Origin of the sequence: Desulfoscipio geothermicus DSM 3669 (genome assembly GCF_900115975.1) — a bacterium.
Taxonomy (GTDB): domain Bacteria; phylum Bacillota; class Desulfotomaculia; order Desulfotomaculales; family Desulfallaceae; genus Desulfoscipio; species Desulfoscipio geothermicus.
Window position 1 is genome coordinate 22207 of the sequence record NZ_FOYM01000031.1, and the last position, 23218, is coordinate 45424.

The 23218-nt window shown below is 55.1% G+C and carries 22 protein-coding genes and 1 other annotated feature; of the genes, 2 read left to right on the forward strand and 20 right to left on the reverse strand.

All coding sequences use genetic code 11. The features are described 5' to 3' along the window. Positions 1 to 30: 30 nt before the first annotated feature. The 15 genes from ileS to BM299_RS15655 all read right to left on the reverse strand — a co-directional run bounded on the left by ileS (position 31) and on the right by BM299_RS15655 (position 15023). Positions 31 to 2820 (reverse strand): isoleucine--tRNA ligase, encoded by a 2790-nt coding sequence (ileS, locus tag BM299_RS15585; RefSeq protein WP_092486480.1) that lies wholly within the window; start codon positions 2818 to 2820, stop codon positions 31 to 33. 130 nt (positions 2821 to 2950) lie between these two features. Then, positions 2951 to 3205 (reverse strand) — a binding site (T-box leader). A 40-nt stretch (positions 3206 to 3245) separates the two neighbouring features. Next, positions 3246 to 3533: a DUF167 domain-containing protein gene (locus tag BM299_RS15590; RefSeq protein WP_092486483.1), complete on the reverse strand. Its 288-nt coding sequence runs from the start codon at positions 3531 to 3533 to the stop codon at positions 3246 to 3248. Positions 3534 to 3561: 28 nt separating this feature from the next. Beyond that, positions 3562 to 4194 carry a DivIVA domain-containing protein gene (locus tag BM299_RS15595; RefSeq protein ID WP_092486486.1) on the reverse strand — a complete coding sequence of 211 codons (633 nt, stop codon included), beginning with the start codon at positions 4192 to 4194 and terminating at the stop codon, positions 3562 to 3564. A gap of 131 nt (positions 4195 to 4325) precedes the next feature. Continuing rightward, positions 4326 to 5111 (reverse strand): photosystem II electron transport protein, Sll1252 family, encoded by a 786-nt coding sequence (locus tag BM299_RS15600; RefSeq protein ID WP_092486488.1) that lies wholly within the window; start codon positions 5109 to 5111, stop codon positions 4326 to 4328. Positions 5112 to 5130: 19 nt separating this feature from the next. Continuing rightward, a complete protein-coding gene (locus BM299_RS15605) occupies positions 5131 to 5403 on the reverse strand; it encodes a YggT family protein (protein WP_092486491.1) in 273 nt (90 codons plus the stop codon). 16 nt (positions 5404 to 5419) lie between these two features. Continuing rightward, complete coding sequence (gene proC / locus BM299_RS15610; protein ID WP_092486494.1) at positions 5420 to 6244, reverse strand: pyrroline-5-carboxylate reductase; 825 nt, start codon at positions 6242 to 6244, stop codon at positions 5420 to 5422. Positions 6245 to 6266: 22 nt separating this feature from the next. Further along, positions 6267 to 6698: a cell division protein SepF gene (locus BM299_RS15615; protein ID WP_092486537.1), complete on the reverse strand. Its 432-nt coding sequence runs from the start codon at positions 6696 to 6698 to the stop codon at positions 6267 to 6269. Between the two features lie 343 nt (positions 6699 to 7041). Next, complete coding sequence (locus BM299_RS15620; protein ID WP_092486497.1) at positions 7042 to 7707, reverse strand: YggS family pyridoxal phosphate-dependent enzyme; 666 nt, start codon at positions 7705 to 7707, stop codon at positions 7042 to 7044. 11 nt (positions 7708 to 7718) lie between these two features. Continuing rightward, a complete protein-coding gene (locus BM299_RS15625) occupies positions 7719 to 8666 on the reverse strand; it encodes a biotin/lipoyl attachment domain-containing protein (RefSeq protein ID WP_092486500.1) in 948 nt (315 codons plus the stop codon). A 177-nt stretch (positions 8667 to 8843) separates the two neighbouring features. Continuing rightward, positions 8844 to 9503 carry a phosphate signaling complex protein PhoU gene (gene phoU, locus BM299_RS15630; RefSeq protein ID WP_092486503.1) on the reverse strand — a complete coding sequence of 220 codons (660 nt, stop codon included), beginning with the start codon at positions 9501 to 9503 and terminating at the stop codon, positions 8844 to 8846. A 17-nt stretch (positions 9504 to 9520) separates the two neighbouring features. Then, complete coding sequence (pstB, locus tag BM299_RS15635) at positions 9521 to 10276, reverse strand: phosphate ABC transporter ATP-binding protein PstB (RefSeq protein ID WP_220427526.1); 756 nt, start codon at positions 10274 to 10276, stop codon at positions 9521 to 9523. An 88-nt stretch (positions 10277 to 10364) separates the two neighbouring features. After that, positions 10365 to 11762, reverse strand: a complete 1398-nt coding sequence (gene pnpS / locus BM299_RS15640) for a two-component system histidine kinase PnpS (protein ID WP_245779818.1) — start codon at positions 11760 to 11762, stop codon at positions 10365 to 10367. Continuing rightward, positions 11759 to 12472, reverse strand: a complete 714-nt coding sequence (locus tag BM299_RS15645) for a response regulator transcription factor (RefSeq protein ID WP_092486506.1) — start codon at positions 12470 to 12472, stop codon at positions 11759 to 11761. The genes pnpS and BM299_RS15645 overlap by 4 nt, the downstream gene beginning before the upstream one ends. A gap of 23 nt (positions 12473 to 12495) precedes the next feature. Next, on the reverse strand, positions 12496 to 13317 hold the full coding sequence (pgeF, locus tag BM299_RS15650; RefSeq protein WP_092486509.1) for a peptidoglycan editing factor PgeF: 822 nt from the start codon (positions 13315 to 13317) through the stop codon (positions 12496 to 12498). A 149-nt stretch (positions 13318 to 13466) separates the two neighbouring features. Further along, complete coding sequence (locus BM299_RS15655) at positions 13467 to 15023, reverse strand: MBL fold metallo-hydrolase RNA specificity domain-containing protein (RefSeq protein WP_092486512.1); 1557 nt, start codon at positions 15021 to 15023, stop codon at positions 13467 to 13469. Positions 15024 to 15196: 173 nt separating this feature from the next. Here BM299_RS15655 and BM299_RS15660 point away from each other — a divergent pair, with 173 nt between their 5' ends. Continuing rightward, entirely contained in the window at positions 15197 to 15427 is a 231-nt protein-coding gene (locus BM299_RS15660) for an FmdB family zinc ribbon protein (protein ID WP_092486514.1), read from the forward strand. Positions 15428 to 15553: 126 nt separating this feature from the next. Here BM299_RS15660 and BM299_RS15665 read toward each other — a convergent pair whose 3' ends face one another. The 4 genes from BM299_RS15665 to BM299_RS15685 form a co-directional block, all read right to left on the reverse strand. Then, a complete protein-coding gene (locus BM299_RS15665; RefSeq protein ID WP_245779819.1) occupies positions 15554 to 16645 on the reverse strand; it encodes a BsuPI-related putative proteinase inhibitor in 1092 nt (363 codons plus the stop codon). 175 nt (positions 16646 to 16820) lie between these two features. Further along, positions 16821 to 17318: an anaerobic ribonucleoside-triphosphate reductase activating protein gene (gene nrdG / locus BM299_RS15670; RefSeq protein ID WP_092486520.1), complete on the reverse strand. Its 498-nt coding sequence runs from the start codon at positions 17316 to 17318 to the stop codon at positions 16821 to 16823. A 130-nt stretch (positions 17319 to 17448) separates the two neighbouring features. Further along, positions 17449 to 18117: a tetratricopeptide repeat protein gene (locus BM299_RS15675; protein ID WP_092486523.1), complete on the reverse strand. Its 669-nt coding sequence runs from the start codon at positions 18115 to 18117 to the stop codon at positions 17449 to 17451. 187 nt (positions 18118 to 18304) lie between these two features. Further along, positions 18305 to 19093, reverse strand: coding sequence for a DUF169 domain-containing protein (locus BM299_RS15685; RefSeq protein ID WP_092486529.1), 789 nt, complete (start codon positions 19091 to 19093; stop codon positions 18305 to 18307). A 183-nt stretch (positions 19094 to 19276) separates the two neighbouring features. On the opposite strand from BM299_RS15685, the gene pepF reads away from it, so the two are divergent. Next, complete coding sequence (gene pepF / locus BM299_RS15690) at positions 19277 to 21085, forward strand: oligoendopeptidase F (RefSeq protein WP_207545211.1); 1809 nt, start codon at positions 19277 to 19279, stop codon at positions 21083 to 21085. A gap of 181 nt (positions 21086 to 21266) precedes the next feature. Here the strand turns inward: pepF and BM299_RS15695 are convergent, their stop codons facing one another. Continuing rightward, positions 21267 to 22838: a tRNA nucleotidyltransferase/poly(A) polymerase-related protein gene (locus BM299_RS15695; protein WP_092486534.1), complete on the reverse strand. Its 1572-nt coding sequence runs from the start codon at positions 22836 to 22838 to the stop codon at positions 21267 to 21269. Positions 22839 to 23218 lie beyond the last annotated feature (380 nt).

Below are 23218 nucleotides of genomic sequence, written 5' to 3' on the forward strand. Positions count from 1 at the left end.
TTTTTTCTGCAACTTTCAACATTTTAACTTTCAACACCCGGCACCAAGCACGGCGGCGCAGCGGGGGCAGGTTTCGGGATGGTCGGTGTCCCGGCCGACATCCTCGTGGTACATCCAGCAGCGTGCGCATTTGACGCCCGCCGCCCGGGACACTCCCACCGCCAGGCCGGGCACTTCTTCCACGGAGAGCGTGTTTTCCGTTTTTTCCGGCAGCGGGTGCAAGGTTGCGCCGGACACGATAAACAGCACCGCCAGATCATTCTCAAAGGGCCTGACAAAACCGGCCACCTTTTCATCCACGTATAAGTGCACCCTGGCTTCCAGGGAGTTGCCGATCACTTTCTCCTGCCGCGCCTTTTCCAGGGCCCGGGTGACCACGCCGCGAATTTTCATCAGCCGGCCCCACTTTTCTTCCAAAGCCACGTCCAGGTAGCGGTCATCGGGCTCGGGCATGTCGGTCAGCTGCACGCTTTCCGGCGCCCCCTCGGTTTTGGGCACGTAACGCCACATTTCCTCCGTGGTAAAGGCCAGGATGGGTGCCAGCAGGCGCACCAGGGCGTGCAGCGCCTCATACATCACCGTCTGGGCCGACCGGCGAATGGCGGAATCCGCCTTTTCGCAGTACAGCCGGTCTTTGATAATGTCCAGGTACTGGGCGCTCATGTCCACCGTGCAGAAATGGTGTATGGCATGGTAAACCACATGGTATTCGTAATTGCGGTAAGCCGCCAGCACACGCTCGATGAGCCGGTGCAGCTTTAACATCGCATACCGGTCCAGTTCCGGCATTTTTTCATATGATACGGCGTCTTTTTCCGGGGCAAAGTCATAAAGGTTGCCCATCATGAACCGGCAGGTGTTCCTGATCTTCCGGTAAGCTTCAGTCAATTGCTTGAGAATGCCCTGGGAAACCGCCAGGTCTCCCCGGTAATCCGCCGAAGACACCCACAGGCGCAATATGTCTGCGCCCATTTGCTTGATCACTTTAAGCGGGTCCACCACGTTACCCAGGGATTTGCTCATTTTACGCCCGTTTTCATCCACCACGAACCCGTGGGTGAGTACCGCCCGGTAAGGGGCCTGCCCCGTCACCGCCACCGAAGTGCTCAGGGACGAGTTGAACCAGCCGCGATGCTGGTCGCTGCCCTCCAGGTACAGGTCGGCCGGCCAATGCAGTTCGGGCCATTTTTCCGGTTCGTCCAGCACGGCCAAGTGGCTGGAACCGCTGTCAAACCACACATCCATGATGTCGGTTTCCTTGGTAAACTCCCCGGCCCCGCACGCCGGGCAAGTCAGCCCCTCCGGCACCAGGTCCGCGGCCTCCCGGGCGAACCACACGTCCGAACCATGTTCCCGGAACAGCTTTTGCAAATGGCTGATAGTCAGGTCATTGATGATTTCCTTGCCGCAGGCCCCGCAGTAAAAGATGGGGATGGGCACGCCCCAGGTGCGCTGGCGTGATACGCACCAGTCACCCCGGTTGGCCACCATGTTGTGGATTCTGTCCCGGCCCCAGGCGGGAATCCAGCGCACCTTGTCAATTTCCTCCAGGGCCGCTTGCCGGAAGCCCTCAATAGAAGCGAACCACTGCTCGGTGGCCCGGAAGAACACCGGATTCTTGCAGCGCCAGCAATGCGGGTACTGGTGGCTGATCTTGTCCGCCTTGATAAGCACACCGGTTTCCCGCAGCGTGTCCAGGATGCCCGCGTTGGCCTCGTGGTACACCTGGCCGGCAAATTTACCGGCCTCGTCGGTGAACCGGCCCCGGCCGTCCACCGGGGACAGTATGGGCAGGTTGTATTTCAGCCCCACCAGGTAGTCCTCGTGACCGTGCCCCGGCGCGGTGTGCACGCAGCCGGTGCCGGCCTCCAGAGTGACGTGGTCGCCCAGAATAAGCACTGATTCCCGATCGATGAAGGGATGGCTGCAGGTGATCCCCTCCAGTTCGCTCCCTTTGTATTCACCGAGCACCCGGCCTTCGGACAGGCCGGTTTCCCGCAAGAAAGCCTCCTGTAATTCCTTGGCAATCAGTAATTTTTGGCCTTCGCTTTCTACAAGGATATAATCAAATTCCGGGTGCAAAGTAATGGCCAGGTTGGCAATCAGGGTCCAGGGGGTGGTGGTCCAGATGACTACATAAGTGTTATCCTCCGGCAAAACCCCCTTGCCGTCCCGCACGGGAAATTTCACGTAAATAGAGGGCGACTTTTTATCGGCGTACTCCACTTCGGCCTCGGCCAGGGCGGTTTCGCAGGCAGCGCACCAGTAAACAGGCTTCAAGCCCTTGTAGATATAGCCCCGCTTGGCCATTTCGCCGAATACGCCGATTTGCCGGGCCTCAAAATGGGGCATCAGGGTGAGGTAGGGATGCTCCCAGTCGCCGCGTACACCCAGGCGTTTGAATTCTTCCTTTTGAATATCCACAAATTTCATGGCGTAATCTTTGCATTTTTGCCTGAATTCCACGGCGTCCACGGCGTGCCGGTTGATGCCCAGGTTTTTGATGGCCTGCTGTTCAATGGGCAGCCCGTGGGTATCCCAGCCCGGCACATAGGGGGCATCATAACCGGCCATGGAGTGGAACTTGACCACAATATCTTTGAGGACTTTGTTCAGGGTGTGCCCCAGGTGAATATGGCCGTTGGCGTAGGGCGGCCCGTCGTGGAGGATAAACTTGGGTTTGCCGCTGTTTTTCTGCTGCACTTTGCGGTAAATGTCAATGTCGTCCCAGAATTGCATGATTTCCGGCTCCCGCTGGGGCAGGTTGCCCCGCATGGGAAAGTCGGTTTTGGGCAGGTTTAACGTTTTTCCGTACTCCATTTTGCTCGACACCTCAATCGTGAAATAGTATCAACAAGAAAAAGGGGACAGGTACCTTTTTCAAAAGGCGAAAAAGGAGCCAGTCCCCTTTTTCGCGTATACTTTCCTTGGCATTAAAAAAACCGCCCCGTAAAGGGACGGATGTTTTCCGCGTTACCACCCTAATTGGACCGGTTGCTAAAAATACCGTGATAATCTGGCCACATTTTTAGCCGGACCCTCTTTGATTACCGTTAACGGCGGCTGCCGGACCGGCTTAATCTCCAGCGGATTTCAGCCGTCGCCTCCCGGGTGATTTTCAGGCGGCTTTACTGTACCCGGTTCGCACCCCGGCCCGGGCTCTCTGAACAGGTCACCGCTTACTCGTCCCGCTCATCGGCTTTTACTATAACAATATAAAATTATATACAAAAAACAATCTGCAGTCAACCTTGCAGCTTGTCCCGTGCCAAACCGGCGGAGACCCCCGCCACCCGGACCGTTTTATTGCGCCCGGTAAGGCCGTGGATTATTTCCACATTGCTTTTGGGCACTCCGAACAGGCCGGCCAAAAACTCGCAACAGGCCTTGTTGGCCGCGCCGTCCACCGGCGGGGCGGTCAGGCGCACTTTGACAGCGCCGTCCATAACGCCGGCCACTTGATTTTTCGCCGCCCGGGGCTGGACCCGTACCTTGATGGTGACCCCGCCTTTTTCCTCTTTTATGTCAAGCATATTACCACCCGAAAAGCGTCGTTATTGCCTACGCGCTCTCGCCGGCTGCTTGCTCCGGCTCACTGTCATCCCGGGATTCTTCCTCCTGGTCGGTTTTGGCAGTGGCCGCTTCCAGCCAGCCCGGTCCGATTTTGTTCATCAATTCCCGGGCTTCCTCCTCCTGGCCGTCCAGCAAGCTGAGCTGCGCTTCCAAGAAGGACCGGAATTTTACCCGGAACATGTGCACCTGTTTTTCCAGAAACCGGTATTCTTCCATAATCGCCCGCACCCGGTCCTCGGCTTCGGCAATTCTGTACCGCGCCCGCTCCCGCGCTTCCTGCAGCGCGCGCCCTGATCTGTCTTCAGCCTCGCCGATTATTTTTTCGGCCTGCAGCCGGGCCTCCTCCAGCAGCACACCGGCTTCCTTGCGGGCATTTTTCAGTAAATCTTCGGCATTTTTTTGCGCCATGATGACAGCGTCTTTAATGGTTTTCTCCATTTCCTGGTAGCGCACCCTGGCCGCTTCGCTGGCCTCCAGCTTTTCTTTCAAGGACTGGTTTTCCATGTAAATGGTTTCATAACTCTGCACCAGTTGGTCCAAAAACCCGTCCACTTCTTCTTCGTTATAACCCCGAAACGAGCGTTTGAATTCTTTTTTCTGTATGTCCAAGGGAGTGAGCACGTTAAAAAAAGCACCTCCGTGAAGGCTTATTCGAAAAAATGCAAGCTGCTTGCCCAACCCTTGGTGCCGGGTGTTGAAAGTTGAAAGTGTACCATTAACTTTCAGCTTTCAACACCCGGCACCGGAGGGTGCTATCTGTACCGCCGCAGCAGCACGTTGAGGCGACCTTTTTTGGTTTGGCCGCCGGTTTCCGCCACTTCCACCCGGCCCCGGCCCCGGGCCGATATCACATCTCCGGGCTTGACCGCGGCGGAAGGGTCCAGGCGGGGACGCCAGTTCAAATAAATTTTGCCGGCGGCTATTTCCCGGGCCATTTTACTTCTGGACAGGCCGAACCCGTGCGCGGCCACCGCATCCAGGCGCAGGGACTGCACTGTAACCTTGATTTCCCGGTATTCCCGGGGCGGGGGCTCCAGTTCTTCCCGGGCAATTTCCCGTACAGTCACCCCGACCCGGCCCACGGCGGTAAGCCCGGCGGTTATATAAGGGGCCACCTCGGCGGCCACAATAACCTGGGCACCGTTTTCACCCACCAGGATATCTCCCAGCTTTTCCCGGCGCAGCCCCAGGCCGAGCAGCGCCCCCAGGTAATCGCGGTGGGTGACGTTTTGAAAACGAAAGTTGCCCTGCACCGCCAGAAATGACAGCCAGGCATCCTCCGCCGCGCCATCCATGTAATCCCGGCAAATCAAAACCCGCGACCGTTCCGCCGCGGGATATCCACCGTCAACCCGGACCGCCAAGTCGGGGTAAGTTTCCACGACCCGGGCAATCAAACCGCAGCGATAAGGGTCGTAAAAGTCGGTAACCTGAGGCCGGTGGGTTTTCAGTGCCGTTTCCGCATGATCCAGCGCCCGGGCCAGAATTTCCCTGTCTTCCGGAGAGGTTGCCGCATCCAGCAACTTCCCAGGGTTCATATTCGATCACCCCGCAGCTTTAATAAATACCGATAGAATGCAGCAACCGGATAATCAATGTGCCCAGCAGTTTAAGAGCAAAAAAGGCCGCTATGGGTGATATGTCAATCATGCCGATGGGCGGTATAATCCGCCGGAAAAAGCCCAACACCGGCTCGGTGGTTTCATAAATAAACCTGACCACCGGCTGGTAGGGATTTACCCTGACCCAGGAAAGAATGATGCGGATAAATATCAGCCAGGTATATACCTCAATGGCATAATAAACTACTGTCGTTGCACCTATATTCATAAGTCACCCCGCTAGGTTAGTTGTTGTCGCCGGACAGCTGGCGGGACCGCCGGCAGGCATTTTCCACCGCCCGCCCCAGGACGGCGCGTAACCCGCCTTCTTCCAAAGCAAAAAGTCCTTCAATGGTTGTTCCGCCGGGGGTGGTCACCATGTCTTTGAGCACGCCGGGGTGCCGTTCCGTTTCCAGGATCATTCGGGCGGCGCCCAGCATGGTCTGGGCCGCCAGGGTAAGGGACACATCGCGCGGCAGCCCCACACGCACTCCGGCGTCGGCCAGCGCCTCGGCTATAACATACATATATGCCGGTCCGCTGCCGCTTAGTCCGGTTACCGCGTCCATTAAATCTTCCCGCACCGGTATCGCCCGGCCCACAACCCCGAAAACGGCGCGGGCCAATTCCAGGTGCTCCCCGGTCGCCCACCGACCGCGGCAAACCGCAGTAGCCGCTGCACCGACCAACGCCGGGGTGTTGGGCATCGCCCGCACCACGGGCACATTGACGGAGAAAAATTTTTCTATATATGCAGTGGGTACGCCCGCCGCAACAGAGATAACTATTTGTTTTTCGCTTAATTGTCCCCCGATTTCACCCAGCACTTCGCCAATAACAAAGGGTTTAACGGCCAGAACAACAATATCCGCCCCGGCAACCAGGGCGGTATTGTCCGGGGTAACCGCCACGCCTAATTTCTCCCGCAAATATTCCCTGCGCTCCGCGTTGACGTCGCTGACCCGGATTTTTTCCGGCGCCACCAGCCCTGCACCGGTTACCCCGGCCACCAGGGCTTCCGCAATGGCACCTCCCCCGATAAACCCAAAGTTGTATTCCCCTACAGGCATAATTCAAGCATCCTTTCATCCACTATTTCATCCAGGCGAAAATACCCTTATCCTTATCCTGATTTACGGCCTCGTTTTCAATATCAACGTTACTGGGGACAAAGAGGAAAATACCCTTGCCCACCTTTTGCATGCTGCCGTCCAATGCGTAAGTGGCACCGCTGACGAAATCCACCACCCGTTTGGCCAGACCGGGCTCAGCCTGTTCCAGGTTGATAATGACCGGCCGCCTGTTTTTCAGATTGTCCGCAATACCTTGCACATCGTCAAAACTGGTGGGTTCCACCACCGTCACCCGCATCTGGCGCTGTGCATGCAAGCTCACTACCTGCCCTTTGTTTTTTTTGGGCTTGGCCGGTAAACCTTTGCTTTCTTCGGTAATATGTTCCCCCTGCTCCCTGCCCTCATCCACCGGTTCTTCCTCAAACCCCATAAAAGTCAATACCCTGTCCATAAACCTGCTTGACAAATCGCCCACCCCTTCTTAATGAGGATGTTCGAAAAGGCGCGCGCTAAGGGAACTGCTTATAGCGCACCTTTCCAGCTACGTTGGCTCGGCTTTTGCGGTGCTAACGTATTATATATTACGCTCCGCTCTCTAATTGGGGACATTCCCTAAAAGGGTGTGTCCCCTTTCCTTAAATGCCTTCGCCGCCTTGATAGGTGCCAGGTGTTGAAAGTTGAAAAATCTTTGATTTTCAACTTTCAACACCTGGCACCAAAGCCGACTACCCCGACTTGGCAAACTTTGCTCAAGTGCTGCACTAGTACCTACATGCTCCTTTTCGAACACTTACTTAATATATGCGGGAACCGAAGAGCACTGTGCCCAGGCGCAGCATGTCGGCGCCCTCTTCCACCGCCACTTCAAAATCATTGGTCATACCCATGGAAAGGTGTTTTAAATTAAACTTTTGGGCCAAAAGCCGTAGTTCCCGAAAAAAAGGCCTGACCTCTTCAGGGTTATCAACATAGGGAGCTATGGTCATCAGACCCTTTACCGCCACATTCGGCAAATCCGCAAGGGCCGCCAGAAAATCTGGCAGTTCGCCGGAACTCAGCCCGAACTTGCTCTTTTCTCCGGAGGTATTGACCTGCACCAGCACCGGCATTTTAACGCCGAGTTTACCGGCGCGCCGGTCGATCTCCTCGGCGAGGTTCCACCGGTCCAACGAATGGATTAATTCCACTCGCCCCATTATGTATTTCACCTTGTTGGTCTGCAGGTGGCCGATCATGTGCCAGCGTACTTCCGGCGGCAGCTCGGTCATTTTTCCCGTCATTTCCCGGACCCGGTTCTCTCCCAGGTCAACAATCCCCGCGTCCACAACCTCTTTGATTTCAGGGACCTGTACCTGTTTGGTTACGGCAATTATTTTTATCTGTGCCGGATCGCGACCCGCCCGCGCGGCAGCCGCGTTAATCCTCTCCTGTACCTGCTGCAAGTTTTCCCGTACACCCAAATTATCATCCCCTACAAGTCCAGCCGGGCACCTTCCCGGGCCCAGCCGGGGTTGTTTACGTAACGCACCGATTCACTTAAATGGTCACCGCCGATGACAACCTTATCATTCAAGCGGTTCCTGGCAGTAACGGGCACCCAGCGGACAATCTGTTTATGCACCACGTAAATACCGGGCTTGCCATCTTTAAAGGCTATCGCATTGACCGGCACCAGCCAGCCGGTAATTTTCCGGGTGACCAGTTCCAACTGCACCCGCCGCTGGTGGATAAAGTTTTCCGGGTACTCGGCTACTTCCACGAACATGTTTACGGCATTGTCCGTCACCCGCGCTTCCGTAATTACACCCGTCAGTTCCCGCCCTTCACAGAGCAAACTGACCGTCGCCCCCTTATCGAACAACCGGGCAGCGTACCGGTCCGGGTTGTCCACCCGTATGTAAATTAACACCGGGTCAAGGTTGTCCACCACTTTACCGATGATTTGACCGGCTGCCACCTCACCGGTTGCAGTTTGGGGACTGCTGCTGCTACTTAGTTTTTCAACCCTTCCCATGTCCAATACGTCAATCATGCCGGGAATCAGCACACTTTCCAGACTGTCCAGATGGGTGCAAAAAACGCCCGCCCGGGGGCTCCACGCCGTTTTTTCCTCCACTCCGCGTACTTGCGCCAGCGGCGCCCCCAACCGCAGCCGCTCGCCGTCCTGCGCCAGCAAACGCAACTCACCGGAAGCCGGCGCCTTGACAGGTTCCTCTTTTCGAATCACCAGGCCTTCCACAGCAGTGGTTTTCCTTATTTCATCCCGGGTCAGGAATTTTACTTCGAGAAAGTTCAGCAGCACGGTATTCTTCGCCCAGGCCAGCGTGCTCCACGCACCCCAAACAACCAAGACAGCTAGGGAAATCATAACAGTCAGGGCGATAACAAACCGGCCGGGGCGAACCCTGTATCTGCCCACACCGTACACCTCGGTCTTTTTAGAATACAGAATTCTAACAAGGCATATATTATTAAGTACCCCGTAAAACGGGAATTTCCTGCAAACCAAGTAAAAACAAATAAAAAATCGCGGGCAGAAAAAAAAGGGGACTGGCTCCGATTCGTTTTATGAATCGGTGCCTGTCCCCCTTTTTTTCTAATTCAACTCATGCCTCTCGCCGGTTACCAGGTAGATAACGGCTTCCCCGATGTTGGTGGCGTGGTCGGCGATCCGCTCAATGTACCTGCTTACATAAAGCAGGTAAGATGCCTGATATACATTGGTCGGGTCTTCTTTCATACAACCGATCAATTCACGAAAGATACGGTTGAAAATAAAGTCCACCTCATCATCCATGGCGCACATCTCAGCAGCTTTTTCCACGTCCCTTTTAACATAGGCGTCCAGCCCGTCTTTCACCATTTGCTGCACAATATTGGTCATCTCCGGAATGTACTGCACGGGCTTGACCGTATACGGGTGCCCGGACAGGCACATGGTGGCCCTGGCGATGTCCACGCAGTGGTCCCCCATCCGCTCCAGGGACAGCAAAATTTTGATGCCGGTCACCGCCACCCGCAGGTCCCGGGCCATGGGTTGCTGCGTGGCAATCACCCGCACGCATTTCTCCTCGATTTGCATGTACAACTCGTCAATCATTTCATCGCCCATAATCACCTGGGCGGCCAGGGCCACGTCCAGTTTGACCAGCGCCTGGACAGAATCGTATACCGCCTGTTCCACCAGACTGCCCAATCGCAGGATGTCTTGCTGTATTTCTTTCAGCGTTCGATCAAAGTTAGATCTGGCACTCATCCAAACACCCCCAAGTATTAGCCGAAACGCCCGGTTATATAATCTTCGGTGCGTTGATCTTTCGGCGCGGTAAATATATCGCCCGTAGCGCCATACTCCACCAGATCACCGGTCAGGAAAAACGCCGTGTAGTCGGAAACCCGGGCCGCTTGCTGCATGTTGTGGGTCACAATCACTATAGTGTAATCCTGCTTCAACACCTGGATAAGTTCCTCCACCTTCAGGGTGGAAATGGGGTCCAGCGCTGAAGTGGGCTCATCCATGAGCAGCACGTCGGGTTCCACCGCCAGCAGCCGGGCGATACACAGGCGCTGCTGCTGACCGCCGGACAGGCCCAGGGCGGGTTGACGAAGGCGGTCGCTGACTTCGTCCCACAAGGCTGACGCGCGCAGGCTCATTTCCACTATTTCATCCAACTGCCGGCGATTTTTGATGCCGTGAATACGGGGCCCGAAGGCCACGTTATCGTATACCGACATGGGAAAGGGGTTGGGCTTTTGAAAAACCATGCCCACCCTCTTGCGCAGGGTGACCACGTCACACCGATCATTGTAAATGTCGATCCCGTCCAGCAAAACCTTTCCCTCCACCCGCACGCCATCGTAAAGGTCGTTCATGCGGTTCAAGGTGCGCAAAAAGGTTGACTTACCGCAACCCGAAGGACCAATCAATGCGGTAACCAAATTGCCGGCCACTTCCAGGTTGATATTGCGCAACGCCTGAAAATCCTTGTAAAACAGGTTTAAATTATGCACCGAAATTTTATTTTCCATATGCCACAGCCACTCCATCATTGATTCATGCTTCAAACATTGTACCAGCAGTTAATTAGGGTCATGTTAGAGCATTGTTAACTTTATATTAAGAGCGGGCATTGTTTTCCACCGTGGGGTTATCCATGGGCAAAAATATAGAAAAAACCGTCCCCTTGCCCACGGTGCTTTTGACATCCACCCGTCCCCCGTGACCCTTGATGATGTGCTTGACAATGGCCAACCCCAGCCCGATGCCGCCCAGTTCCCGGGAACGGGCTTTCTCCACCCGGTAAAACCGTTCGAATATGCGGGGCAGGCTTTCGGCGGGAATGCCCACACCGGTGTCCGCCACATCCAGCCTGATTTCATCGTTTTCCACCGAAGCACTGACCGTCACACTTCCCCCCGGCGGGGTATACTTGATGGCGTTGTCCAGCAGGTTGATCAGTACCTGGGCCAGCATATCCGGGTCACCGAACAGGGGCGGCAGGCGGGATGGAAAATTGGCCTTGATGTTGATTTGTTTTTCCTCGGCATGGCTGCCACACACCGCCAGCACCCGGTCCACCAGCGCCGGGATTTCCACCCGCTGCCACCGGTGCACCACCCGGCGCTCCTCGATTTTGGAAAGATCCAGTAATTCTTCCACCAGCTTGGACAAACGCCTGGTCTCGGTGGCGATGATCCCCAGAAAATGCCTGGTCATTTCCGGGTCGTCGGTACCGCTTTCCAGCAGGGTTTCCACAAAACCGCGAATCGAAGTGAGCGGCGTCCTTAGTTCGTGGGACACATTGGCCACAAACTCGCTGCGCATCTGTTCCATGTTTCTCCTTTCGGTAACGTCACGCAGCAAAACCACCGCGCCGCCCTGACTGCTGCTGTTGAGCGGAGCGATACGCAAGTGAAAAATCCGCGGCTCGGGGGATATGATTTGTATCTCCCGGGTTTGCGGCTTATTGCCGGCCTGCACTTTTTTTAAAATGTTGTCCAGGTCGAAATTGCGAATTACCTCTACTGTGGATTTTCCGACACATTCTTCCCGGGTTATACCGAACATGGACTCCATCGCCGGGTTCACCATGATGATGCGCCCATCCCGGTCCACCGCTATCACGCAGTCGGTCATGCTGTTCAATATCGTCTGCACCCGGTTTTTCTCTTCGGTAATTTCCTCAATGGTGGCCCGCAGCCGGGCTGCCATGTCATTGATGCTTCTGGCCAGATCGCCGATCTCGTCCCGGGAAGAAATATTCACCTGCCGGTAAAAATTACCCCGGGCAATATCCCGCGCCGTCCTGGTTATTTCGTTCAGGGGCTTGATCACCCGCCGGTAAAGCACCCAGGCCAGGCCCACCGCCAGCGGCAGCGAAACGGCAATGGCTCCGCCGATATTTATTCTCTGCACGGCGTACAGTTCCAAAATGGCATAAAAAAGCAGAAACATAAAAAAATAACTGGCCACGGGACGCCAGCCAATACCCCGGAAAAACCGCCAGATACTCACTTGGGCACCTCCTTGAACCGGTAACCCACCCCTCGCACAGTTTCAATATATTGCGGCATGCCGGGATATTTTTCCAGTTTTTGTCTCAGGTGTCGAATATGCACATCCACAGTCCGGGAATCCCCTGCAAAATCATAACCCCAAATTTTTTCCAGCAGGTGTTCCCGGGAAAACACCCGTCCCGGTTCGGTAGCTATAAAGCGCAGCAACTCAAACTCCTTGGGCGTCAGTTCCTGACGCTCGCCGTCCACCAGCACTTCAAAACGGTCCTGGTCGATCACCAGGCGGCCCAGCGCCAGCCGGTTTCCTTCATCCGCCCGCCCTTTTTCGTCTTCTCCGGGCTGCAGCCGGCGCAGCCTGGCCTTGACCCGGGCCACCAGTTCCCTGGGACTGAAGGGCTTGGTCACGTAATCATCGGCCCCGATTTCCAGTCCCAGTATTTTATCCAGTTCATCGCCCTTGGCGCTGAGCATAATAATGGGGATATTCCGGGTGGCCGTATTTCGGTTCAGCCGGCGGCAGACCTCCAACCCGTCCATAATGGGCAGCATGACGTCAAGAATAATTAAATCGGGGTTCATTTCCTGCGCCTGCCGTACCGCTTCCTGGCCGTCATATGCCGTTAACACCTGAAATCCTTCCCGCTCCAGGTTAAACTTGATCAATTCCACAATGTTCTTTTCATCGTCCACAACCAGTATCCTGGGCACTTCACATCATCCCCCGGTGAATGTTATTTCAGCATTATTAATGAAGCCATCCGGCCCGCGCGCCCCTTTTGCCGGCGATAGGAAAAAAACAATTCGCCTCGGCAGGCGGTACAATAGCCAGCCACGGTTATATTTGCCCGCCTGATACCTGCCTCCAGCAGGATGCGGCGGTTCACTTCCCGTAAATCCAGCCACCACCGCCCCGGCCGGCCGGGCCGCGCCAGACCTTGCGCGTTCGGCAAACACTTGTTAACAGCCTCCATTACCGGCGCATCTACCTCATAGCAGCAAGGGCCGATGGACGGCCCAACCGCTGCAAGGACATCCCCGGGCCTGGAGCCATGATATTGCTCCATATGTCGCACTGTTTTGGCGCCGATGCGCAGCACTGTGCCCTTCCAGCCGGCATGGGCCAGGGCCGCCACCCGGCACACCGGATCCAGAAAAAAAAGCGGCACGCAATCGGCGTAATAACTGGACAGTGGAACATTGGGAGCGGCGGTTACCAGGGCGTCCACCTCCGGCAGGGCATCCTCCTCGGACCGGGCGCCCCTTCCGGCTTCGGCGGCGTCCACCGTCACCACCCGGTCGCCGTGCACCTGCCGGCCCGCCACCAGCCGGCCGGCATCGATGCCCAAAGCCCCGCAGGCCAGCCGCCGGTTGGCCAGGACATGGCGGGGATCGTCTCCCACATGGAAGCCCAGGTTCAGTGAATCATAAGGCGCCGGACTGACCCCGCCCAAACGGGTGGAGAAGGCGTGGGCCACCAGACCGGTGGCCGAAAATAAAGGTATGGTCAGGTAAGCCAGGTCGCCGCGCCGGTTAAGCAGGAAACCAGCTTTCATGGCTACATTCCTTTCTGACAAAGACAGTTATATTTTTATTATTATGTTTTTTCAGTGTAAAAACATGTTACTTTGGAGAATACAGAACTCGGAATAATAACTCCTGAATTCTTTTCTCATATTTTGTCTGAATCCTATCAATTTAGATATCAACTTTCCAAAGTTTTATTCAAAACACTTTCCAAGTTCTTGAGCTGTTTCATCACCCGTTCAAAATCGGCGCTGTCGGGCGATGAATGGATAAATTTTTCCATTCTGGCCGCCACTGCCTCGTAAGCCCGCTGCAGGTCTTCGGAACTGAACACCGTTCCCGGCGTTAACTCAATGCTTTCCTGCCAAGTCGGGGCGTAAGCATCAATCCCGGTTTTATCGGGCACCAGCGTTTCCATTACCGGCAGGGCCTCGGGGCTGCCGTGCACCAGGAAAACACGCCGGGGCTTTTGTTTGAAGGAATTCAACCAGTTCAGCAGTTCCTGCTGATCGGCGTGGGATGAGTACCCGTCAATGTTCCGGATATCAGCCTTTACAGCCACTTCCTCACCGTGGATGCGAATGGAAGGCACCCCGCTGAGCAACCGCTGCCCTTTGGTGCCGGGAGCTTGGTAGCCAACAAACAGCACTGTGCACTCGGGACGCCACAGGTTATGCTTCAGGTGATGCTTAATGCGCCCGGCGTCGCACATGCCGCTGGCAGACAGTATTATGGCACCGCCCTTGACATTATTTAGGGCTATGGACTCTTCCGCCGTGCGGGAAAAATGCAGCGCCGGCATGGTCAGCGGGTTGTCCCCGGCTGAAATCAGGTCGGTGGTTTCCTTATCGAAAAGATCCAGGTGTCGCTTGAATATTTCGGTCGCCGCAACCGCCATCGGGCTGTCAATGAACACCTGCATGGGCGGCATCTGTCCTTTGATCATCAGCAAGTTGATATCATAGAGCAAATCCTGGGTGCGCTCCACGGCGAAGGCGGGGATAATCAAATTACCCCCCTTGTTATATGTTTCCTCAATAACCTCTCTCAGCTTTTCCAGCCTGTTTCCCTTATCCTGATGCAGCCGGTTTCCGTAAGTACATTCCATTACCAGGTAGTCGGCTTCGTTTATTACAGTGGGGTCTTTGACATAAGGCTTGCCGGCCGAGCCGAGGTCGCCGGAAAATACCAGTTTGGTCTGCCGGGACCCTTCCCGCACCCACATTTCCAGGATGGCGGAGCCCAGGATATGACCGGCATCGACAAACCGTACCGAAATGTTTTCATCCAGACTGATTATTTGATCATATTTGACGCGCTCAAGATTTTGTACATAACGATAAGCATCTTCGGCAGTGTAAATGGGATTGACAAGTTTCCTGCCCGCCCGCCGCGCTTTACGGTTTAAACGCTCAACCTCCATTTCCTGGATATGGCCGCTGTCCGGAAGCATAACCTCCAGCAGGTCCACGGTGGAGTTGGTGGCCAGCACCCGGCCGTTGAAGCCGTGCTTGAACAGTTTGGGCACCAGGCCGCTGTGGTCAATGTGGGCGTGCGTGAGCAGCAGAAAGTCGATGGAAGACGGAATCACGGCAAAGGGCTGGTAGTTGCGCTCCCGGATCAACCGGGGACCCTGAAACATGCCGCAATCGACCATTATTTTCTTGCCGGACGCTTCCACAACATGACAGGAACCGGTTACCGTCCGGGCCGCGCCGTAAAAGGTTATCCGCATTGTTTATGCCCCCAATATCGGATGTAATATACGTGTTAACGCAGGTAATAATGTTATTAACTATTCACTGCATTTACCGACAATCCCTGCAAGAAAGGCGTAAAAAGTAATTACACTCTTGACAGAGAAAGCCGCAAGTCATAAATTAAATTAAGGAAAGGAGTGCATATACTATGCCGATTTACGAATTCCGTTGTCATAAATGCGGACACCGTTTTGAAAAATTATGTTCCATGGGCGAAAACGGCACAGGCCTGCAGTGCCCGGAATGTTCGACAACCGGACCGAAAAGGGTCATGTCGGGGTTCAGCAAGAAAAGCGCCGGCGGCACCGAAGTGGCCGGCGGCGGGGGCGGCGGCTGCAGCGGTTGCAGTTCCTCCAGCTGCAGCACCTGCGGACATTAAAAAAAGGGGACAGGCACCGATTCACAAAACGAATCGGGAAAAAAAAGGGGGACAGGCACCTTTTTCAAAATGCGAAAAAGGAGCCAGTCCCCTTTTTTTCTGTCCCTTTTTTTCTTCATGCCCGTATCACCGCACGCAGGTCATCACCACATCATCAATACGCACGCTGTTGTCGTTGCCCGTGCCGGGCCGGAACACAAAACGCAATTCCACCTGGTCGGTGCCGCGCGGCAATACCCCGGTGGAAAACGAATACTCCTGGTAAGTGGTGTTCGGCAAACTGCGGGGGCTGAAGGTCGGGTCCACTCTGCCTATATACCTACCTGCACTATTATAGACAAGTATTTCCACTTCCAATATAAAATTGCCGGTCCTGCCGGGACGCACATGCTCCATGCCCCAAAAAGTAATCTGGTAAATGCGTCCGGGCTCGGCGTACAGTCTTTGCGACAGCGTCGCGTTACGATCCGGGTCGGCCCCCAGTTCAGCCGCGTAATTGCCGGAATGTGCAGCCCTGGTGCGGAACACGTTGGTACCGGACCAGACAATGGGTGTATACCGGTCGGCCCACTGCTCAATGCCCGGGTCGCGCAGCATGTTGGTTTTGGGACAGGGCACCTGGGCCGGAGGGGGCGGCATTTCCCCCGGGCGCACTACCTGAATAACCGTATCAACGGAAAAGTTGCGCAGTTCCCGGGCCATGTTGAAAGCCCGAAGGGTGAAGTCATCAAAGGCCACGTAATTTCCCTGTTTGTTCCGCAGGTCCCAGGTGGCATTAAAAGTCTGGCACTCCCCGGGTTGCAGAACCACCCTGCTTTCGACCTGGGTGAAAAACTGGTCGTCGGACCAGCGCCAGACCTCCCGGCCGTTGCGCAGGGCCACAATGTCAAAACGCTGCCCGGTGCTATAATATAAATTAATGTTGCGGCCGGAGATATTGCACTTTCTAAAGGTGATCAGCACCCGGTCCCCACGCCGGTAGCGCCGGCGGTCGGTGCGCAGTTCGTAGCGCAGGCCGTCGACAATCCTGGTGTCATAAGCGCCTTCTCCCGGTTGACCGGGAGTGACAACCCCGGTGGGAATCATTAATTTCTGCCCCACCCGGATGTAGTTGGGGTTGGCAATGTTATTCACTGCCACCAGTTGCTGCACGGTGGTACCGAACCGCGCGGCAATTTCAGCCAGCGTATCCCCCGGTTTAACGGTGTATGTGAACATGTTATTACCCCTCCTTTCCGGTATCATAAAGCCGGTATAGAAAAAGCCCTAACCCACTTTATGCAACAGGGAGGGAAAATGTGCGTAACAGGTCGTCAATGGTCAAATTGGTTGTCGGTGGTCAGTGGTCAGTCATCAGTAAATATTGTAGCTATTCTGTTTCCTGTTTAGTTTATCAATCAAAGTGTACTAATTTAATTCCGCCGGAGGCCAGAGAGACTTTGACATCTATAATCCGCTGGTTGGATGAGCCACGGAAGGCCAGGGAGATATCCCGCAGGCTTTCTACGTAAGGCCCGTCCACCAGTACGTCAATATACTGCATAACCGGCCAGTCCCGAACCTCCTCAAAGGTATACCCGGTGTATACCCAAATATCGAACTGCGGCCATTCTTCCCGTACCAACTTCAATACCCCGGCCAGCGCCTCCGCCTGCATCAAGGGGTCGCCACCGGAAAAAGTAATTCCCCGGGTGAGCGGAGTAATATTGTCTCTGATAACCTCCAGCAATTCACCGGGGGTCAGTTCCCGTCCGCCCGACGCGGGTATCAGGTCTGCATTATGGCAGCCCGGGCAATGCCTCGGACAACCCTGGGTGAATATCACCAGCCTGAACCCCGGCCCGTCCACCACACTCTCTTTCACTATTCCGGACATACTAATATTTGACAAAGCTTATCAGCCCCCGTTTTACTTTTTGAATCTAAAACCAACAGCAATGTGCATGAGCGTTATAAAGGAGCACGCAAGCAACATACCGCACCCGGCTTCGGGGTTTGCAACCCCGGCATACCGGCCTGCGCTACTTCCGTCCGCCGAACAACCTGGCATAAAGGGCCATCTTCCGGTACCGGCGGCGCATGGTTGGTGAGGACAACCGATAAATATCCAGCACTTCGCTGAAAAACCGGGCTGCCCTGCGCGGCCGGCCCACCTGCTTGAAATATTTGGCCGCTGCGAAAAATGTATTAACCGAACCATAGCGGAAGATATCCTCAATGAATTCTTCCGTGCGGTCATCATCCCGGGCAGGTCCGTGTTTAAGCAAGTAAAGGTAGGGATAACCGTGGGCCACCCGGGGGTTTAACTTTACCGCTTCTGCCAGTTCAACCCGGCTTTGCTCCTTTTGCCCCAGGTGGTAGTAAGAGGCGCCCAGGTAAAACCGGACCAGAGCCGAATCGTCCATTTTTACCAGGGCTTTTTGCAAATACTCCACGGCCCGGCGGTACTGCCCCTGCATAAAATACAACTCGCCGAGCTCCAACTGGGCGTTGGCATTATGGGGGTTGGCCTGAATTTCCCGCAACAGCCGGGCCATTCTTTGCCGCTGTCGCAGCGGGGCGGCAAAATCGGGTAAAATGCCGATAAAGCTGCGGTCTATAAAAACATAGATCAGGACTATGATCAAAAGCGCCAGCAGCGGGTTGCGGGTAAGCATGGAAATGATTAAAAACAACCCAAACGTTTTCAAAGGTTTAACCTCGCCATCCGGTAAAGTATTGACCTAATTATAACATCTTTATAACAGTAACAAAAATAAAAAAGGGGACTGGCAAAAAAGGGGACTGGCTCTTTTTTCGCTTTTTGAAAAAAGTGCCTGTCCCCTTTTTTGCCTGCTGACCCCCTTTTTTGCCTGCCTGTCCTTCTTTTTTTCCGGGTTACCGGTTCCGCTCCAGCACTTTTTGCCATTCCTCCCTTTCCAGGAAGCTGCCGGCCACATTATCCTCCATCTCCAGGAACATCTTGTAGGGCACCGCAAAGGAAAGAATATCCTTGTCAACCTGCTTGCGGGCCGAAATGTCGGTCAGGCCGATGATGGCCCTGGGGGTTTCCTCTTCCCCTTCACTGTACGGTAACAAGCAGGTCTGGTGGCAGCCCGCACCAAAGGGCGCAATAACGTGAACGCCGGCTTCCCGGGCATAGTTGGCCAGCACCACCAGGGCGGACAACTGGTCCGGGTTGGCCAAAAACACCACCACTTTGAGCTCTTCGTTATCTTCCACCTGCTCCAGGGGTTTATACACGACATATTCGGCCGGCACGTCCCGCATGGGCAGCGCCTCCACGAACTTGGCCGTCAGCTGCGGAGTTTTTACGTATCTCTCCCCGTGTTCCAGCGCGGGCATGTTGCGCACGATATTTTTACCCATCTCCGTCCGGCAGAATTCTTTGTTCCCGTTGGACAGGAAACTATAAAAGTTTTCTATGCCCCCGGGAAAATTTTCGTACAGGTTGCCGAAACCCAGACCGGTACCGCCGCCCATGCAGCCGAAAGTTTTCCGGTCAAACACTGCTGTTTTGCCGGTGGCCGCGGCCCGGAGCATGGCCACCACGCAGCCCCAGCGTCCCTCTTTGAACTGCAAAGCACCTTCCGGTTTCTCATTGGTCCAGAGCACTGCCACCGGTGAGTACTTCAATTCAATCGCCTTTGCAATGGCACTGTGCATTTTTTCACCTTCTTTTTTAAATTAGTTAACAGGTTGACATTTAATGATTTTGCCATTATTTTAACATAAATATTACCATAGCTTCAGTTATAGAATTATAATCTTTTTAAAATTGGAGTAATAAAGATAGAATATTAAGTGAACGCGTAAAACCGGTGAATTTACAACAAGGGGGATTATGTTTTGCAAACCAAAAAGTTACCCGCCCGGCAGGAGATCCCTGCCGAGTACAAATGGCGCCTGGAAGATATTTATGCCGGCGACGAACTGTGGGAGCAGGACTTCCAAAAAGCGCTGCAAATGGCCGGCGAAGTGGAGGCTTACCGGGGCCGGCTCGGAGAGTCGGCCCGAACCTTGCTGCAGGCGCTGCAGGCCCGGGAAAGCCTCAGCGAGCTCAGCGAAAAGGTTTATACCTATGCCCGGATGCGGCGGGACGAAAACAACACCAACCCTACATACCAGGCCTATACTGACCGGGCAGAATCATTAAGCGCCCGGGTACAGACGGCGGTTTCCTTTTTCGTGCCGGAAATCCTCCAAATCCCCACCGAAACACTGGAGCATTTCCGGCGGGAGGAACCCGGGTTGGAGCTTTACCGGTTCGCCCTGGAAGACATTTTCCGGCACAAGCCCCACACCCTGTCCGCCCGGGAAGAGCAAATCATGGCCCAGGCCGAGGAAGTAACCCTGGCCGCGGCCAATATTTTTCGCATGCTCAACAACGCTGACTTCACTTTCCCGCCCATAAAAAATGAAGAAGGCCGGGAAGTGGAGGTCACCCACGGCCGGTACATCCGGTTGATGGAAAGCCGTGACCGGCGGGTGCGCCGGGACGCCTTCCAATCCATGTACAGCACCTATCGCAAATTCAACAACACCCTGGCGGCCACCCTCGGCGCCAATGTAAAAAAAGACACGTTTTATGCCCGGGTGCGCAAACACCCCTCGGCGCTGCAGGCCGCACTCTTTGCCGACAACATTCCGCCCGAGGTTTACGACAATCTGATCCAGACGGTGCGCCGCAACCTGCAGGCCATGTACCGTTATGTCAGCCTGCGCAAGAAACTTCTTGGGCTGGATGAGCTGCACATGTACGACCTGTACACCCCGGTGGTGGAGAATGTGCGATGGGCCATCCCCTACCCCGAGGCCGTGGAAACGGTCAAACGGGGGCTGGCCCCCCTGGGCGGCGAATACCTGGAAACCATGAGCCGGGGGCTGGCTGAGGGCTGGGTGGATGTTTACGAAAACAAAGGGAAAACCAGCGGAGCGTATTCCTGGGGCCCTTACGGAGTACATCCCTACATATTGATGAATTACCACGACAACCTGAATAACGTTTTCACCCTGGCCCACGAAATGGGGCACGCCATGCACTCTTATTTTTCCTTCAGGGAGCAGCCCTATATTTATGCCCACTACACCATATTCACCGCCGAGGTGGCTTCCACGGTCAACGAATCCCTGCTGATGGACCACCTGCTGAATACCGTCACCGACCGGGACAAAAAGCTCTACCTGCTCAACCATTACCTGGAGCAGTTCCGCGGCACCGTGTTCAGGCAAACCATGTTCGCCGAGTTTGAAAAAATCATTCATGAAAAGGTGGAATCCGGGGAAGCCCTCACCGCCGACCTGCTATGCCAGATATACCGCCGGCTCAACGTGGATTATTACGGGCCTGAAATGGTGGTGGATGAAGAAGTGGACATGGAATGGGCCCGCATTCCCCACTTTTACACGGCATTTTACGTTTATAAATACGCCACCGGGTTTTCCGCAGCCGCGGCCCTGACCAGGCAGATGTTGAAAGAGGGTGCGCCGGCGGTGGAACGCTACCTGGCCTTCCTGAAAAAGGGCGGCTCGGACTACCCGCTGAACCTGCTGAAAACAGCCGGGGTGGATATGGCCACGCCGCAGCCGGTACAGGAAGGACTTGACGTATTTGCCCGGCTGGTGGATGAAATGGAAGAACTGGCCCTTAAACGCTGATTGTAATGAATAATAACCCCTGAGAAAAAGACTGTAAAAAGGGGACTGGCTCCGTAAAAGGGGACTGGCTCCGGTAAAAGGGGACTGGCTCCGATTCGTTTTGTGAATCGGTGCCTGTCCCCTTTTACGCAGTCCCCTTTTACGGTGCCTGTCCCCTTTTACCCCTTTCTACCCGAAAAACTCATTGTTTTTTCTCGCCCTCCCGCCATCGCCGAACAAACTCCCGCGCCTCCGCCCCGGTCTGCACCACCCCTTCCGCCTGGGCGTCCGCCAGCGCTTCCAGCACGCGTCTCACCAGGGGCGATGGTTTTATACCCAGGAGGGAACAAACCTCCGCCCCGTCAAGCAGCCGTGGCGGAGATACATACAGGTGGCCCTGGTTGTAGTATTTATGCAACATGTCAGCGATAAATTTATTATAAGCAGCGGCTGCCTCCACCTGCCCGGAGGCCAGGCGGCTGGAGGCAACGTCCGCCAGGGACAGCAGCAACAGCCCCGGGGCTTCCCGTCCGGCCCGCCGAAAGAACCGGCGCACGGCCCTTGGTGTGACGGGAGCCGACTTGTAAAGAAAAAGCAGGTCCATATGCTGCCCCACCAGCGTGGCCAAAACCTCCCCTTCCCGCTTGCTCAGTTTAAGCCTTTGGGCCACCGACCGGGCCACGGGCTCACCGGCCCGGTTATGCCCGTAAAAGGTGTACTTGCCGTTGCCCGCGTATTCACGGCAAAATTGCTTGCCGACATCGTGCAGCAGGCAAGCCAGCTTCAGCACCGGCAGGCGGGAACGGCCCCGGGTAATGTTTTGCGCCAGGTATTCTTGCAGGCCATTGCGTACACCATCGGGCAACCCGGATAAAAAGGCGCGCCCAAACCGGGCGACAGTAACGTCCCTATCCTCGCCGCCCGCGGTAATGGTCTTTCCCGTTAACTGGGTTCGACCGCCCTTCGCGGCCTTTGTTACCCCTTCCCTGCCCGCGGGTGTTCCCGGCACCAGCGTCTCAAACCGTTCCAGCGCCTTCAGACTGTGCTCCCAGGCGTCGTCCACATGATATCCCCCCTGCTGCAGTCCCTTCAGGGGCACAATCTCGGGAAAAATCTGCTCCAGCAAAGTCGTTTGACCATTCATCAGCCTGACAATGGACGATGACGCTTTATGTAAAATGGCAAACAGCTCATCCCGGATTCTTTCTCCGGCACACACGGTGATAGGCCGGCGCATGTGCCGGATAAGCTGCAAAGTGTCCGGCGCAAGGACAAACCCCAGCCCGGCCGAGAACCGGAAGGCGCGCAGCGCCCGCAAGGGATCGTCCTCAATGGCGGCGGAGCTGCAAGCCCTAATAATACCTTTGCGCAAGTCCTCCATGCCGCCCAGGGGGTCGATAACACTGTTTTCAAGAAATGATCCGCCACAATAAGCGGCCAGGGGCAACGACAGGGCGTTAATGGTAAAATCGCGCCTTCGCAAGTCCGCAACCAGCCCACCTTCCGGCATGCCCTCCAGATCCAGCTGAACGGTTTGCTCTCCCGCCTGTAATATCAGCCGGTGAATATCCCGTCTTTCATCCAGGGGCACCGGCGTACCGGAGAGCTTTTCGGCTAATTCCAGTGCCAGATTTTTCGCCCGGCCCTCCACCAGCAGGTCCACGTCACCGGCCGCCCGGCCCTGGATTTTATCACGCAAGTAACCGCCCACCAGGTAGACATTCATGCCCCGAACGGTTATCAGTTCCTTGATATTTAGTATGATCCGATCCATTTCTATCACCTGCGGCTGCCATAGATTAATTCGCGTTTCAGCGTCCCAAAGAACGATGCCATGCAGGCATGGTCTTCCCCCGATAAATTAGACAGTGATTTAAGCGCTTTTTCTTTGTTTTTCACAGTTTTTTACGTAAGCAATTTAACATGAAGCTTATCCTCAACATGACGGACCGGCGGCCTTGACATCCACCCTGCGCGTGTTGATTATTAATTACCGACGGGCGGCTCCAGGAAACATACACTTAGATACAAGCCCGTCTGAATTGCAAGTGTAACACGCGCCGGGGCCCGTCTGTCAAGGCTTCCCTTCGGCGCCTTATTTACAGTACATGGCTTTTCCCTCTGGGCTCACCTAAAAACATAACTTTTTAATAT